Source organism: Streptomyces sp. CLCI03, from assembly GCF_053615355.1.
In genome coordinates, this window is record NZ_CM132132.1 from 3,518,511 (window position 1) to 3,533,538 (window position 15,028).

The window sequence follows — 15,028 nt, forward strand, 5'->3', positions numbered from 1 at the left end:
GGACCCGGTGGGGACGAAAGCCCCGTGATCGAACTCCGCGGGGTCGGTCTCACCTACCCCGGGCCGCCGCCCGTCCAGGCCCTGCGCCCCTGCGACCTGACCGTCCGGCGCGGCGAGTTCCTCACCGTCGTCGGCCCCTCCGGCTCCGGGAAGTCCACCTTCCTCAACGTCGCCGGGCTGCTCGACTCCCCCACCACCGGCCGGTACCTCCTCGACGGGATCGACACCGCCGCCCTCCGCGACCGGGAGCGCACCGCCCTGCGCGGCCGCCGGATCGGCTTCGTCTTCCAGTCCTTCCATCTCCTCCCCCACCGGTCCGCCCTGGAGAACGTCACCCTGGCCATGCTCTACACCGGAATCCCGCGTGCCCGACGCCTCGTACGGGCCCGCGAAGCCCTCGACCGGGTCGGTCTCGCGCACCGGGCCGGCGCCGTGCCCGGCCGGCTGTCGGGCGGCGAGCGCCAACGGGTGGCGATCGCCCGCGCCCTGGTCGGACGCCCCTCGCTGCTGCTGTGCGACGAGCCGACCGGCAATCTCGACTCCGTGAACGCCGCCTCCGTCCTCGGGCTGCTGGACGAACTGCACGGAGCCGGGATGACCGTCCTCGTCATCACCCACGACCCGGAGGTGGCCCGGCGCGGCTCCCGGACCGTCACCGTCCGCGACGGGCGGCTGGATCCGTGAACGCCGTCACGCCCACCCGGCTGTCCGTACGCGACACCCTGGCCGAGGCCGTCGCCGGGATGCTGCGCCGCCCCGGACGGGCCGTGCTCACCGCCCTCGGCACCGTCCTCGGCGTCGGCAGCTTCGTGGCCGTGCTCGGCCTCACCGCCACCATCTCCGCGCAGATCGACGGCAGGTTCGACGAACTGACCGCCACCGAGGTCGCCGTCGAGGACGTCGCCGGCCGGCAGAACGAGTTCGCCGGGCCCGGCTTCCCCGCCGACGCCGAGCGGCGGCTGCGCGCCGTCGCGGGCATCGAGCACGCCGGGGTGCTGTGGACGGTGCGGCTCGACCCGCGCACCACCGTCGGGCCCCTGCCGTCCGGGGCAGGCGACCCGACCACCGGCGCGGCCGTCGTCGCCGCTTCCCCCGGCGCCGTCGCAGCCCTCGTACCGACGCTCCAGCAGGGGCGGCTCTACGACGACTTCGCCGAGCGCGGCCACGAGCGCGTCGTCGTCATCGGCAGCGGGCTCGCCGCCCGCCTCGGCATCACCACCCTGGCGACCCGGCCCGCCCTCTACATCGGCCAGGAGCCCTTCACCGTGGCGGGGATCGTCGACGACCTGCGGCGCCGGCCCGAACATCTGATGTCGGTCCTCGTCCCGCGCGCCACCGCCGAGCGGCTCTGGGGGCCGCCGCCGCCCGGCGCCGCGACCATGCTGATCTCCACCGAACTCGGCGCCGCCCGCCAGGTCGCCGACCTCGCCCCGTCGGCGCTGCGCCCCGACCACCCCGAGTACCTCAAGGCCGTCCCGCCGCCCGATCCCCGGACGCTGCGCTCCGGTGTCACCGCCGACCTGAGCGCGCTGTTCCTGCTGCTCGCCGGGATCTGCCTGGTCATCGGCGCGGTCGGGATCGCCAACACCACCCTGGTCGCCGTACTGGAGCGGACCGGCGAGATCGGGCTGCGCCGGGCGCTCGGCGCCCGGGGGCGGCACGTCTGGGCCCAGTTCCTCACCGAGTCCGCGGCGCTGGGGGCCCTCGGCGGCCTGGTCGGGACCTCGCTGGGCGAGCTGACCGTGGTCGCCGTCGCGGTCGCCCGGGACTGGACCCCGGTGATCCATCCGGCCACGGTCGCCGCGGCCCCGCTCGCCGGCCTGGTCACCGGGCTGCTGGCCGGCCTGTATCCCGCCTGGCGGGCGGCCCGTGTCGAACCGGCCGAGGCCCTGCGAAGATAGCGGGAGCGCGCGCCTGACCGTCAGGGCCGATCCGACCCGCCCCTGGAGGTGGTGGTTTGTGGACCCGAAGCCGTACGGATCCCACGGCGCCGGCGACCCCACCGCGGTCCCGGCCGCGCTCGGGCTCGGTCTGCTCGCGGTCGGCGGCTGGCTGCTGACCACCGCCCGCCCCTGGCACAAGCCCGGCCACCCGCTCACGCTGGGCCTCGGCTGGACCGCCTCGGGGGCGCTGCTGGTGTGCGGATTGTTCCTGCTGGCCCGCTGCGTGCGTACCGTCCACGGCCGGCCGGACCCGGGAGCGGCCATGGGCGCGGCCCCGGACACGGACGTGCCCGCACCCACCGAGGCGGGCACGGGCACGGACGGCTGACGCGGCGGCTCAGGCCTTCGGGGCCACCTTCGAGAGGCCGTTGATGATGCGGTCCATCGCGTCGCCACCCGTCGGGTCGGTCAGGTTGGCCAGCATCTTCAGGGTGAACCGCATCAGCACCGGGTGGGTCAGACCGCGCTGGGCGGCGATCTTCATGACCTTCGGGTTGCCGATCAGCTTCACGAAGGCGCGGCCCAGGGTGTAGTAGCCGCCGTAGGTCTCCTTGAGCACCTTCGGGTAGTTGTGCAGCGCCAGCTCGCGCTGGGCCGGGGTGGCCCGGGCATGGGCCTGCACGATGACGTCGGCCGCGATCCGGCCCGACTCCATGGCGTAGGCGATGCCCTCGCCGTTGAACGGGTTGACGAGCCCGCCCGCGTCGCCGACCAGCAGCAGGCCCTTCGTGTAGTGCGGCTGCCGGTTGAAGGCCATCGGCAGGGCCGCGCCGCGGATCGGCTGCGTCATGTTCTCGGGGGTGTAGCCCCAGTCCTCCGGCATGGAGGCGCACCAGGCCTTGAGGACCTCGCGCCAGTCCAGCTCCTTGAAGGCGGAGGAGGAGTTGAGGATGCCGAGGCCGACGTTGGAGGTGCCGTCGCCCATGCCGAAGATCCAGCCGTAGCCGGGCAGCAGCCGGTCCTGCGCTCCGCGCCGGTCCCACAGCTCCAGCCAGGACTCCAGGTAGTCGTCGTCGTGCCGCGGCGAGGTGAAGTACGTCCGTACGGCCACGCCCATCGGGCGGTCCTCGCGCCGGTGCAGGCCCATCGCCAGGGACAGCCGGGAGGAGTTGCCGTCGGCGGCGACCACGAGCGGGGCGTGGAAGGTGACCGGGGTCTTCTCCTCGCCCAGCTTGGCGTGCACGCCGGTGATGTGACCGGTGCGCGCGTCGCGCACCGGCTCGCCGACGGTGCAGCGCTCGTACAGCCGGGCGCCGGCCTTCTGCGCCTGGCGGGCCAGGGTCTCGTCGAAGTCGTCGCGCTTGCGGACGAGTCCGTAGTCCGGATAGGAGGCGAGTTCCGGCCAATCCAGCTGGAGCCGCTGCCCGCCGCCGATGATCCGCAGACCCTTGTTCCGCAGCCAGCCGGCCTCTTCGGAGATGTCGATGCCCATCGCCACGAGCTGCTTGGTGGCGCGCGGGGTGAGGCCGTCGCCGCAGACCTTCTCGCGGGGGAACGCCGTCTTCTCCAGCAGCAGGACGTCCAATCCGGCCTTGGCGAGGTAGTAGGCGGTGGTCGAGCCGGCGGGCCCGGCCCCGACGACGATCACGTCCGCGGAGTGTTCGGAGAGGAGCTCGGTCACTGCGGGGTCTCCCGAAGGCTCGATAAAGGGTGCCCAACGGCACCGGACATGTGCAGTCTATGCAGCGAGAGAGATCACGATCCGAAGGGTGCCTCCGATGACCACCTCGCCGACCCGGCCGCTTCCCTCCGTACAGCTCCGCGTGCCCACGGACGAGGACGCGCACGCCTGGCACGCGGCGTTCGCCGATCCCGACGTCATGGAGTTCCTGGGAGGTCCCGCGGAGCTGTCCGCGTACGAGGAGTTCACCGCGCGCCAGCGCATGCACGACGCCCAGCTGGGCTACTGCCTGTGGACCCTGGTGGACGCGCGGGGCGCGGTGATCGGCTTCACCGGCGCCCAACCGTGGCCGCGCGAGAAGGAGTGGGGCCCGGTGGGCGAGATCGAGATCGGCTGGCGCCTGGGTCGCTCCGCGTGGGGCCAGGGCTACGCGTACGCCGCCGCGCTGGCCACGCTGGAGCGGGTCCGCGCGGCCGGCGTCCCGCACGTGGTGGCGATGATCGACGCCCGGAACGCGCGTTCGGTGGCGGTGGCGGAGCGTCTGGGCATGACCCTGGCCGAGGAGTTCACCACCCCGGGCGGCAACCCGGGCCGGCGTTACGTCCTGGCCCTGCGGGGCGAGTGACCGGGCTCCGCCCGGCCCTGGGGCGGAGCCCCGGGCGTCAGAAGACGGAGAGGCCCGTCAGGGTGGTGAAGCGGTCGAGGGCGGCCACGCCCGCCACCGAGTTGCCGCGGGCGTCGAGGCCGGGGCTCCAGACGGCCAGGACGCACCGGCCCGGGACCACCGCGACGATCCCGCCGCCCACGCCGCTCTTGCCGGGCAGCCCGACGCGGTAGGCGAACTCGCCCGCCGCGTCGTACGTCCCGCAGGTCAGCATCACCGCGTTGATCTGCTTGGCCTCGCTGCGCGTCAGCAGCCGGGTGCCGTCCGCGCGGAGCCCGTGCCGGGCCAGGAAGCGTCCGGCGCGGGCCAGGTCGGCGCAGCTCATCTCGATGGAGCACTGCCAGAAGTAGTGATCCAGCAGCGCGGGTACCGGGTTGTCGATGTTCCCGTAGGAGGCCATGAAGTGGGCGACGGCGGCGTTGCGGTCGCCGTGCTCCTGCTCGGAGGCCGCGACCTCGGCGTCGAAGCCGATGTCCGGGTTCCCGCTCTCCTGCCGAAGGAACTCCAGCAGTTCACTGCTCGCGTCACCCGTCAGCGTCTGGAGCCGGTCGGTGACCACGAGGGCGCCCGCGTTGATGAATGGATTGCGCGGAATGCCGCTTTCGTACTCCAGTTGTACGAGTGAGTTGAACGGGTTGCCGGAGGGTTCCCGCCCGACCCGCTCCCACAGGCTGTCGCCTCCCTCGGCCAGCGCCAGGGCGAGCGCGAAGACCTTGGTGATGGACTGGGCGGAGAAGGGCACCCGCCAGTCGCCGACCCCGAAGACGTTGCCGTCGAGGTCGGCGATGGCCATCCCGAACCGCCGCCGGTCCACGGAGGCCAGCGCCGGGATGTACTCGGCCGGAGTGCCGCTGCCGATCAGCGGGGCGATGTCGGCCGCGATCCGCTCCAGCAGCGGCCCGTAGTCGGTGCGTGCGACGTCAGGCACCGCCGTCAGTCCTTGATGCCTCTGTGCAGCGCGACGATGCCGCCGCTGAGGTTGCGCCAGGCGACCTCGGTCCAGCCGGCCTTCTGCAGCAGGGCGGCCAGCGCCGGCTGGTCGGGCCATTCGCGGATGGACTCGGCGAGGTAGACGTACGGGTCCGGGTCGGACACCACCGTGCGGGCCACCGGCGGCAGCGCCCGCATCAGGTACTCCATGTAGACCGTGCGGAACGGCGCCCAGGTCGGCTGCGAGAACTCGCAGATGACGACCTGCCCGCCGGGCTTCGTCACCCGGTACAGCTCGCGCAGGGCGGCGTCGGTGTCCTGGACGTTGCGCAGCCCGAAGGAGATCGTGACGGTGTCGAAGACGTCGTCCCGGAACGGCAGCTTCGTCGCGTCGCCGGCGGTCAGCGGCAGCCACGCGTGCCGCTTCTTGCCCTCCATGAGCATGCCCAGGGAGAAGTCGCAGGGGACGACGTACGCGCCGGTGGCGGCGAAGGGCAGCGAGGAGGTGGCGGTTCCGGCGGCCAGGTCGAGGACCACGTGCCCGGGGCGCGCGCCGACCGCCTTGGCGACCTCCTTGCGCCACAGTCGGGCCTGGCCCAGCGAGATGACGTCGTTGGTGAGGTCGTATTTCGCCGCGATGCCGTCGAACATGGAGGCGACTTCGTGCGGCTGCTTGTCCAGGGAAGCCCTTGTCACTGGCGTTCGCCCCTCGGTGTGCGATGCGGATCGGCGGGTACGCACCCATCCTCTCAGGCCGCACCCTCCGCGAGCCGCGCGGGCTCCGACACCCCCGCCCTCCTTTCCCACCTGAGGGGTGTCGGAAACTGTTCCGAAGGACAGTTACGCGACGCCCCGGCGGACACGTTGACTGACAGGGTGCGGCCCGGTGAGGGTCACCCACCGGATCGGTGACCGAATCGTGGCCGTTCCGGCAGGGGCCGCCACGAACAGGAAGCTTCACGATGCCGGCAGGCCATTCCGACGGTCGCTCCCGCCGCAGCAGCCCGCGCGCCCAGCGCCGGGCCGAGCGGCGCAAGCGGCTGCGCCGCACGATCCTCCTCGGCTCGGCGGCGGTGGTCGTGCTCTCCGCGACCGCGTACACCCTGCTGCCCCAGGACGACGACGACGCGAAAGCCGCCGCGGGCCGGGCGGCGACCCGGCCCGACCCGACGGCCGGGGAATCCGCGGACGGCTCCGGGAACGCCGTCCCGCAGGGCGGCCAGGAGTCCGTCTCCCCGAAGCCGTCCACCTCGCCGGCGGCGTCTCCCCCGGCCTCACCCACGCCCTCGACCGGCTCCGCGACACCCACCCAGCCGGGCGCCTTCAAGACCTCCACCACCGCCGGCAAGGCCCAGGGCAAGGGGACCGCGCGGCGTTGGCGGGTCGAGGTCGAGGACGGCAGCGGGGTCGACCCGGAGTCGGCCGCCCGCTCGGTCGAGGCGATCCTCGGGGACCCGCGCGGCTGGACCCAGGACCCGAAGTACGGCTTCCAGCTCGTCGCGGCGGGTCAGCCGGTCGATTTCACCATCAAGATCGCCACCCCGAAAACCACGGACCTCCTGTGCGACGTGAAGACGCCCGAGCTCATCGGCGAGACCAACTGCAGCACGGGGCACGCCGTCGTGGTCAACCTCAAGCGCTGGAAGGAGGGTTCGCCGCAGTTCGACGGCACGCCCGAGGAGTACCGGGCGCTGATCGTCAACCATGAGGTCGGACACGAGCTCGGCCGCGGTCACGAGAGCTGCCCGGGCCCCGGAAAGCCCGCCCCCGCGATGATGCAGCAGATCAAGGGGCTCCTCGGCTGCAAGTCCAACGCCTGGCCGTACGACGCGGAGGGAACCTACCTGTCCGGTCCGTCCGTCCCATAGGGGGAGAGCCGACCGACAGGGCAGGTCGGCCGGGGGCTAGGAGAAAACACGTGCGCGTCGTCAGCTTCAGTGTCCCGGCGTGGTTCCCCTCCTACGAGGAGCCGGGCGCGGGGGCGCAGACACCCTCCGAGGACGCGCCGGACGGCACCGCGGCGAACGGGGACGGCCGGGCCGAGCGGCCCACCGACGCCCAGCTGACCGAGCAGGAGTCGGCCGTGTTCCTGTGCCTGGCCACCGGCGCCTCCAACCGGGAACTCGCCGTCGAGCTCCAACTCTCCGTCAGCACCGTCAAGTTCCACGTGGTGAACATACGGGCCAAGCTCGGCGGCATCAGCCGCCTGCAGGCCTGCCTGCTGGCCGCGCTCGCCCGGGAGGACACCCGACGCGCCGCCGATGCCGTCGGGCCCTGCGACCGGATCGGGCTCAGCGACGGCGGTGGAGCAGCCGTCCCCCGATGACCGTGGCCACGCACGTGGTCGCACCCCGCTCCAGCAACTCGGCCTCGTCCGCCACCGCGAAGGCCGCGAACCGCGCCGGGACCCCCGCCTCCAGGATGCCGTGGAAGGCCTGCGCCGCAGCGTCCCGCCCGGCGAAGGGGTCCAGGTCGGGCAGCCCCTCGTAGGCGGCCGGCGGCAGGATCGCGAGCCCGGACCGGGACACCGCCGTGCGTACCGCCGGGATCGTGAAGCGGCCGCAGACCGCCACCACCCCGCGGGCCAGCAGCCGCTGCGTACCGCGCCGGGCACTGTGTCCCCACCGCGGCTCGGTCATCTTCAGCGCGTCCAGCGCCGCCGCACCCCGGATCGGGTCGGCGCCCAGCTCGGTGACCTCGTACGGGTCGTCCGGGTAGTACGTGCGCTCCAGCAGCTCGTCCGCCCCGCGCACCACCAGCCCCGGGGTGATCACCCCCGGCCAGCGGCGGGTCCGGGCGTGCGGGTGGGCCGCGGCGACCTCCTCGTACGGCCCGACGCGGGCTATCCGGTCGCCGTCGACGAGGACCGCGCCGCCCGTCAGCGGCGCGGACCCCGGACCTATGACCAGGAGTTCGGCGGTGTGCAGCGTCAACATCGGTCGGCGGGCGTCGTCAGTTCGTGGAGATGAGCTTCAGCTCGGGGTGCGCCGTGCCGCCCTCGATGGCGGTGGAGGAGATGTGCGAGACCACCCGCTCGTCGACCGGGTCGTTCGCCGGGTCGTCGTGCACGAGCAGGTGCTCGTACGTGGTCGCGCGCTGCGCCGGGGTGCGGCCCGCCTTGCGGATCAGGTCGATGATCTCCTGGCGGTTGGAGCGGTGCTTGGCACCGGCCGAGGAGACGACGTTCTCCTCCAGCATGATCGATCCGAGGTCGTCGGCGCCGTAGTGCAGCGAGAGCTGGCCCGCCTCCTTGCCGACGGTCAGCCAGGAGCCCTGGATGTGGGCGATGTTGTCGAGGAAGAGACGCGCGATCGCGATCATGCGCAGGTACTCGAAGATCGTCGCCTGCGTGCGGCCCTTGAGGCGGTTGTTCTCGGGCTGGTAGGTGTACGGGATGAAGGCGCGGAAGCCGCCCGTACGGTCCTGGGTGTCCCGGATCATCGCGATGTGCTCGATGCGCTCGGCGTTGGTCTCGCCGGTACCCATCAGCATGGTGGAGGTGGACTCCACGCCCAGCTTGTGGGCGATCTCCATGATCTCCAGCCAGCGCTCGCCGGACTCCTTGAGCGGGGCGATCGCCGTACGCGGCCGCTCCGGCAGCAGCTCGGCGCCGGCGCCCGCGAAGGAGTCGAGGCCGGCGGCGTGGATGCGCTGGATGGCCTCCTCCGCCGAGACGCCCGAGATGCGGGCCATGTGCTCGACCTCGGACGCGCCGAGGGAGTGGATGACCAGCTGCGGGAAGTCCTTCTTGATGGCGCTGAAGTGGTGCTCGTAGTACTCGACGCCGTAGTCCGGGTGGTGTCCGCCCTGGAACATGATCTGGGTGCCACCGAGCTCGACGGTCTCCGCGCAGCGGCGCAGGATGTCGTCGAGGTCGCGGGACCAGCCCTTCTTCGCGTCCTTGGGGGCCGCGTAGAAGGCGCAGAACTTGCACGCCGTGACGCACACGTTGGTGTAGTTGATGTTCCGCTCGATGATGTACGTCGCGATGTGCTCGGTACCGGCGTAGCGGCGGCGGCGCACGGCGTCGGCCGCCTGGCCCAGCGCGTGCAGCGGCGCGTGGCGGTAGAGGTCGAGCGCCTCTTCCTTGGTGATCCGGCCCCCCGCGGCGGCGCGGTCGAGGACAGACTGGAGAACGGCCTGGTCGGTCACCGGTGAGTCACCTTTCGGCGGTGTGTCTGTGTCAAGGTCCGGACCGATCCAGCCTACGCCAGGGCCTGACGCGCCAAGCCCTGGGGCTTGGCGCGCGGGTCTCAGGGGCTGCGCCTGAGGTCGCCCTCGGGGTTTCCGGCCGGGGTGTCGCCCGACTTGTAGTGGAGTGTCCCGTCCGCGTTGAGCGTGAAGCGCTCGTCGGCGGAGCCGTTGGAGCAGACGCCGGGGGCCGGGTTGGGGCCGCCCGCGGTGTCCAGGACCAGCGAACGGTCGGTGGCCGAGGAGAGCTTCCAGTCGCCGCTGCAGTCGGTGCCCAGGATGTCCAGGACGGACCTGTCCCGGCCGACGACCTCACCGACCCGGCCGGCCTTGATGGTGATCTCGAACTCCGAGGAGAGGCCGAGCCGGGCGGTGGTGACCGTGCCCTTCCAGGTGCCGACGAACTCCTTCGGGACGTCCTCCCGGGTCCCCTTGGGCGCGGCCTGGCTCCCGCTCGCGCTGGGGGTCCCCGTCGGATTCGGGGCCGAGGCGCCCGGCGCGGGCGAGGAGGCCGAGGGGCGCGCCCCGGCGTCGGCCAGGTCCCGCTCCTGGCCGCCCTGGCCCGGCAGGACGTCCATCCAGTACAGCCCGCCGGACAGCACCGCCAGCACGGCCGCCGCGGCCAGGACCACGGTGCAGCTGAACCGACGCCCGGCCGCCCTGACGGTGACCTGCCGGCCCGGATCCTGCGCGCCGGTCCGCTGCCCGGGCAGCCCCCCGCCGGCGGTTCCCTGGCCGGAGCTCGCGTACGGACCGGATCCACCGGTCGGGTCCGCGGCCGCGGTCGGCGAGCCGACGCCCGGCCCCGGCGCCCCGTACGCGGGGTCGGGCGGCCCGAAGCCGACCGCCCCGGCCGGGCCGCCGTACGAGGCGGCCGTGAACGGCACCGGCCCGGACGGGCCGTCCGCGTACGGCGAATGCGACGGGAGCGGCGCGGCGAAGCCCCGGCCCGCCGACGCCTCGGGCCCGCCGCCGGAGGTGTCCGCGTCCAGGTCCAGCAGCGCCACCGCGGCCCGGCTGGCCTCCTCGACCAGCGGCCCGGGCAGCCAGCCGGGGGCGTCCAACGCCCCGCCCAGGGCCGCCGCGACCGTCTCGGGGGCCGGCCGCTCGGCGGCCGTCTTGGCCAGGCAGGCCTCGATCAGCTCGCGCAGCTCCCCGGCCGGGAGCGCGCCGAGCTCCGGCGGCTCGTGCACCACCTTGTAGAGGAGGGTCGCGGAGTTGTCCCCGCTGAAGGGCGGCCGCCCGGTCGCGGCGAAGGCCATCACCGCGCCGAGCGAGAACACGTCGGCCGCCGCGGTGACCCCCTTGCCGAGGATCTGCTCGGGCGACATGTAGCCGGGCGAGCCGATGGAGACCCCGGTGGAGGTGAGGGAGGCGGTACCGTCCGTGGCCCGCGCGATCCCGAAGTCGATCAACCGCGGCCCGTCCAGGGTCAGCATCACGTTCGACGGCTTCACGTCCCGGTGCACGAGGCCCAGACCGTGCACGGCCACCAGGGCACGGGCCAGCCCCGCGCCGATCGCCCGTACCGAGGCCTCGGGGAGCGGGCCGTGCGCGGCCAGCGCGCGGTCCAGGGAGGGCCCGGCCACGTACCCGGTGGCCACCCACGGCACCGGAGCCTCGGGGTCCGCGTCCAGCACCGGCGCGGTCCACTCCCCGCCCACCCGGCGGGCCGCCTCCACCTCGCGGCGGAACCGGGCCCGGAACTCCTCGTCGGAGGCGAAATGCGGGTGCACGATCTTGACGGCGACGGTCCGGCCGCCCGCGCTGCGCCCCAGGTAGACCCGGCCCATGCCACCCGCGCCGAGCCGGCCGAGCAGCCGGTAGGCGCCGATGGTGCGCGGCTCACCGGCTTCGAGCGGCTGCATCGCGTCCCCCAATTCCCCGTGATCCCGGGCGCCTTGTGCCGCCCGGCCGAGCAGCAGCCTAGGCGTTGCCGGGTGGGGCGGGGGACGGAGCACGGTCACCCTTTTGCATTTCCACGCCGAGCCGAGAAATGCGAAAAGGGCGAGAATTCCCGGTAAACCGCACATTCGACCGCCCGCCCTTTGGACTACCGCGGGGTAAACCCGCTCAGCACTCCTGGACCACCGTGCTCAGCAGCTCCACGGCGACATCCGTGGGATACCCGGTCGTCGCTCCCGTACGGCGTGCGAATTCACGTACGCCGGCGAGCTGATCGGGACCGAAGCGGAAGTCGAGCGTCGTGAAGTACCGCTCCAGCAGCTCCGCGTCGAAGGCCTCCCAGCGGGCCGCCTGCTCGGCCACCTTGGTGACCTCCTCCAGGGACACGTCCCGGGAGGAGAGGAAGGCCTCGTGGACCTCCCGCACGACGGCGGGCTCGCGGGCGAGGTAGTCCTTGCGGGCGGCCCAGACGGCGAAGACGAACGGCAGCCCGGTCCACTCCTTCCACATGTGGCCCAGGTCGTGCACCGTCAGCCCGAGCCGGGGCGCGTCGTGCAGGGAGGCCCGCAGCGCGGCGTCCCCGATCAGTACGGCCGCGTCCGCCTCCTGCATCATCACGCTCAGGTCGGGCGGGCAGGTGTAGTAGTCGGGTCGTACCCCGTACTGCTCGGAAAGCAGCAGCTGAGCGAGGCGTACGGACGTACGAGAGGTGGAGCCGAGTGCGACGCGGGCTCCGTCGAGCTGCTCCAGGGGGACCTGCGAGACGATCACGCAGGACATCACCGGACCGTCGCAGCCGACGGCGATGTCGGGGAAGGCGACGAGCTGGTCGGCGTTGCGGAGGAACTCCACGAGGGTGATCGGGGCGATGTCCAGGTCTCCCTGGACGAGGCGCTCACTGAGTTTCTCGGGGGAGTCCTTGGTCAGCTCCAGGTCCAGCAGCGTGCCGGTTCTGGCCAGCCCCCAGTAGAGGGGAAGGCAGTTCAGGAACTGAATGTGGCCGACACGGGGCCGGCTGCGATAGACGTCCACATCGCGAGACTAGCCCCCGTGTCAGCGTCAGCCTTGCGGCGGGTCTCAAACGTCCGGGTGACGTGATCTTTCCCTCTGGTCTCCGCCGCAGGGTGCGTGCTAGGCTCGACGCAAGTTGCAGTTTGGTTTCCCTTGCAGTACGAGGCCTGCGGAGAATGTGACCCGCAGGCTTTTGTAGTTTTCAGACTTCTTAGCAGGTTCTGGAGCAGGGCGACCCTTTGGCCCATAGGAGGGCTCATGGCTACCGGAACCGTGAAGTGGTTCAACGCTGAAAAGGGCTTCGGCTTCATCGCCCAGGACGGCGGCGGCCCGGATGTCTTCGTCCACTACTCCGCGATCAACGCCTCTGGCTTCCGCTCCCTTGAGGAGAACCAGACGGTGAACTTCGACGTCACGCAGGGTCCGAAGGGCCCGCAGGCGGAGAACGTCACCCCGGCCTAGTCGCCTGGGCCAACCTAAATCGCGGGTTGGAAGAGCAGTACCCAAGGAGCCCTGTCCCCTCTGCGCGAGCAGATCAGGCAGGGCTCCTGCCTTTTTCCCCACCTCTCCCCCCGGCGGGGTGGACGGGGAACGCAGTGGCCCCCGGCACCGTGGAAACGGTGCCGGGGGCCACTGGCGTACGAGCCTCAGGGGCGGGCCGGGTCCTTCGCGGGGACCGGGTCCTTCGCCGGAACCTGGTCCGGGGTCGGCGTCGACGGTGTGGTCGGGGTCGTGGTCGTGTCCGGAGCGGTGACCTTGAGCTCCAGGACGAAGGTCACCTGCTCCTTCGTGGTCAGGCGCACGAAGTAGGGGCCCGGGGCCACGTCCGTGGTGAAGAGCTCCGGCAGGACGACCTTGCCGTCGGCGGCGGTCTTGGCCAGCACCCGGCCGAAGACCGGCTTCCCGGCCTCGTCCTTGAAGAACGGGGCCTTCGCGGTGTTCGCGTCCACCGGGACCCACGCGCCGTCCTTGTCCTTCACGACCAGGTCGGCGATGGTCTCGGTACCCGCGACCGGCTTCCCGGCGGCGGTTGCGAAGACCTCCACACCGGTGAAGCTCTTACCGGCGACCGCCTCCGGCACCTTCGCGCCGTCCGGGCGGGCCAGCTTGTCGGCGACCGTCACGGTGACCTTGCCGTCGAAGTTCACGGTGAACCCGCCCTGCGGGTCGTAGGCCGAGGCCCGCAGGGTGAAGGTGCCGGCCTTGGAGCCCGCCTTGAGCCCGGGCGCGGCGGCGATGCCGTCGGCGCCCGCCTTGATCACCAGGGAGTCCGCGGTCCCGAAGCGGGTGCCGCCGGTGGTGTCCTTCTCGACCGCGAAGACCACCTCCTGGTTGACGGCGGGCTTGCCGTCGCTGAGGAGCACCTTGACCCGGGGGACCTCCGCGAAGGCGGCGCCGGCCTCGGCCGCGAGGCCGGGACCGTCGAGGACCGTCAGCGACGCCAGGCGCGGCGTGGCCGGCTTCGGCTGCTCCGGGGTCGGCGTCGGGGTCGGCGTGGGCTTCGGCGTCGGCGTGGGGGTCGGCTTGGGGGCTGGGGTCGGCGTCACCGGATTCGACGGCGTGACCGGCACCCTCGGGGTGGGAAGGGTGCCGGGCGGCTGCGTCGGATAGTTCCCGACGGGCGGGTTCGCCACCTCGCCGACGCCGGCCTGGTACTGGCGCATGAAGCCGAGCACGGTGTTCACGTACTCGCGGGAGTTGTTGTAGCTGAGGATCGCCTGGTCGAGCTTGGCCTCGTTCGACAGGTCGCGGTCACCCGCGCACAGGTAGAGGCCCGCGCCCAGCGCCGCGTCGTAGATGTTGTTCGGGTCCCGCTTGGCGTCGCCGTTGCCGTCCGCGCCCCACTTGGCCCAGGTGGACGGGATGAACTGCATCGGGCCGACGGCCCGGTCGTACACCGCGTCCGCGTCCCACTCGCCCTTGTCCGTGTCCCGGATCTCGGCGAAGCCGTTGCCGTCCAGGCGGGGACCGCGGATGGGCTTCTCGGTGTATCCGTCCGCCTTGAGCCCGTAGCCCGAGGCGTGGACGGACTCCACCCGGCCGATGCCCGCGAGCAGCTGCCACGGCAGCTTGCAGGTGGGGAGCGCGGCAGCCACCGACACCTCGGCACGGTGATACGCGTCGAGGGCGGTCGCGGGTATCCCGCTGGCCCCCTCCGGCGCCCCCACCCCGGTGGGCGGCGGGTCGGCGACGATGTCGGGCAGATCCAGCCGGGCGTCACCGCGGTCGGCGGCCTGCGGACTGTCCGGAGTGGGCTCGGACTCTCCCGCGTCGGCGGTCGACGGACTGGTCACGACCGCGGCGGTGGTCAGGCTGGCCGCGAGCGCGGCCGTGCACAGGACCTTGCGCGAGGTGTTGACGAGGTGACGGTGAAGCGGCTTCACAGTGCGGCGATCCCCCCAAGGAGCCGTCAAATGTATGCGGCTGGTCCAGCCGTGAATATCCACTGTCTATCAGGTATTCGCCCCCGACTCGCCGTCCCTTCGGGAGATGTGACGCACCATTCGTCTCGACTTCACCCGGGTCTCACGGCCGATTGGACAGACGTCCGACACCCCCGCCCGAATCACCCCGGTGACTGTGCATTTCTACCACCTCTCGCCGGCCGCGTCGGCGACCGAAAGCGCCCACGGATCCCGCCGACGCCGAGTACGGTTCCCCGGAGCCGCCGATGATGTGACCCGGATCACTCGACAAAGTCCGGCCGGGCGCGATGAGTTCCGGGGAGCACGACGGTCTCCCCTCCGTACACACCGGACCGAG

General features: G+C 72.4%; 15 protein-coding genes. 7 read left to right on the forward strand and 8 right to left on the reverse strand.

The annotated features are described in order from the left end of the window. Nucleotides 1-24 precede the first annotated feature (24 nt). Genes ACWG52_RS16085 through ACWG52_RS16095 form a run of 3 tightly spaced genes read left to right on the forward strand, consistent with a single transcriptional unit; the run spans nt 25 to nt 2,271 of the window. Nucleotides 25-684 carry an ABC transporter ATP-binding protein gene (locus ACWG52_RS16085; RefSeq protein WP_389808004.1) on the forward strand — a complete coding sequence of 220 codons (660 nt, stop codon included), beginning with the start codon at nt 25-27 and terminating at the stop codon, nt 682-684. Next, a complete protein-coding gene (locus ACWG52_RS16090) occupies nt 681-1,901 on the forward strand; it encodes an ABC transporter permease (RefSeq protein ID WP_389808006.1) in 1,221 nt (406 codons plus the stop codon). Before ACWG52_RS16085 ends, ACWG52_RS16090 begins: the two co-directional genes overlap by 4 nt. A gap of 58 nt (nt 1,902-1,959) precedes the next feature. Next, the gene (locus ACWG52_RS16095; RefSeq protein ID WP_389808009.1) at nt 1,960-2,271 is read left to right on the forward strand and encodes a hypothetical protein; all 312 of its coding nucleotides are present in this window, start codon (nt 1,960-1,962) and stop codon (nt 2,269-2,271) included. A 9-nt stretch (nt 2,272-2,280) separates the two neighbouring features. Here the strand turns inward: ACWG52_RS16095 and ACWG52_RS16100 are convergent, their stop codons facing one another. Next, nucleotides 2,281-3,564, reverse strand: a complete 1,284-nt coding sequence (locus tag ACWG52_RS16100; RefSeq protein WP_033224161.1) for a geranylgeranyl reductase family protein — start codon at nt 3,562-3,564, stop codon at nt 2,281-2,283. 97 nt (nt 3,565-3,661) lie between these two features. On the opposite strand from ACWG52_RS16100, the gene ACWG52_RS16105 reads away from it, so the two are divergent. Next, nucleotides 3,662-4,189 (forward strand): GNAT family N-acetyltransferase, encoded by a 528-nt coding sequence (locus ACWG52_RS16105; protein ID WP_389808012.1) that lies wholly within the window; start codon nt 3,662-3,664, stop codon nt 4,187-4,189. A gap of 37 nt (nt 4,190-4,226) precedes the next feature. Here the strand turns inward: ACWG52_RS16105 and ACWG52_RS16110 are convergent, their stop codons facing one another. Then, entirely contained in the window at nt 4,227-5,156 is a 930-nt protein-coding gene (locus ACWG52_RS16110; RefSeq protein WP_389808014.1) for a glutaminase, read from the reverse strand. Between the two features lie 5 nt (nt 5,157-5,161). Further along, entirely contained in the window at nt 5,162-5,854 is a 693-nt protein-coding gene (locus tag ACWG52_RS16115; protein WP_375941261.1) for a demethylmenaquinone methyltransferase, read from the reverse strand. Nucleotides 5,855-6,120: 266 nt separating this feature from the next. Here ACWG52_RS16115 and ACWG52_RS16120 point away from each other — a divergent pair, with 266 nt between their 5' ends. Further along, nucleotides 6,121-7,026: a DUF3152 domain-containing protein gene (locus ACWG52_RS16120; protein ID WP_389808018.1), complete on the forward strand. Its 906-nt coding sequence runs from the start codon at nt 6,121-6,123 to the stop codon at nt 7,024-7,026. A 50-nt stretch (nt 7,027-7,076) separates the two neighbouring features. Further along, nucleotides 7,077-7,484, forward strand: coding sequence for a helix-turn-helix domain-containing protein (locus tag ACWG52_RS16125; protein WP_389808021.1), 408 nt, complete (start codon nt 7,077-7,079; stop codon nt 7,482-7,484). On the opposite strand, the gene ACWG52_RS16130 is transcribed toward ACWG52_RS16125, so the two are convergent. From ACWG52_RS16130 to ACWG52_RS16145, 4 genes are all read right to left on the reverse strand, one after another. Further along, on the reverse strand, nt 7,450-8,094 hold the full coding sequence (locus ACWG52_RS16130) for an imidazolonepropionase-like domain-containing protein (protein ID WP_266352931.1): 645 nt from the start codon (nt 8,092-8,094) through the stop codon (nt 7,450-7,452). The two genes, ACWG52_RS16125 and ACWG52_RS16130, sit on opposite strands and share 35 nt — an antisense overlap. Nucleotides 8,095-8,110: 16 nt before the next feature. Then, nucleotides 8,111-9,310, reverse strand: a complete 1,200-nt coding sequence (gene mqnC, locus ACWG52_RS16135) for a cyclic dehypoxanthinyl futalosine synthase (protein WP_033224154.1) — start codon at nt 9,308-9,310, stop codon at nt 8,111-8,113. 101 nt (nt 9,311-9,411) lie between these two features. After that, on the reverse strand, nt 9,412-11,217 hold the full coding sequence (locus ACWG52_RS16140; protein WP_453128924.1) for a protein kinase domain-containing protein: 1,806 nt from the start codon (nt 11,215-11,217) through the stop codon (nt 9,412-9,414). 205 nt (nt 11,218-11,422) lie between these two features. Then, nucleotides 11,423-12,286, reverse strand: a complete 864-nt coding sequence (locus ACWG52_RS16145) for a menaquinone biosynthetic enzyme MqnA/MqnD family protein (protein WP_033224152.1) — start codon at nt 12,284-12,286, stop codon at nt 11,423-11,425. Nucleotides 12,287-12,523: 237 nt separating this feature from the next. Between ACWG52_RS16145 and ACWG52_RS16150 the strand changes: the two genes are divergently transcribed. After that, nucleotides 12,524-12,727: a cold-shock protein gene (locus tag ACWG52_RS16150; protein ID WP_030012116.1), complete on the forward strand. Its 204-nt coding sequence runs from the start codon at nt 12,524-12,526 to the stop codon at nt 12,725-12,727. Between the two features lie 185 nt (nt 12,728-12,912). Here the strand turns inward: ACWG52_RS16150 and ACWG52_RS16155 are convergent, their stop codons facing one another. Then, nucleotides 12,913-14,649: a lytic transglycosylase domain-containing protein gene (locus ACWG52_RS16155; RefSeq protein WP_453128925.1), complete on the reverse strand. Its 1,737-nt coding sequence runs from the start codon at nt 14,647-14,649 to the stop codon at nt 12,913-12,915. Nucleotides 14,650-15,028: the final 379 nt, after the last annotated feature.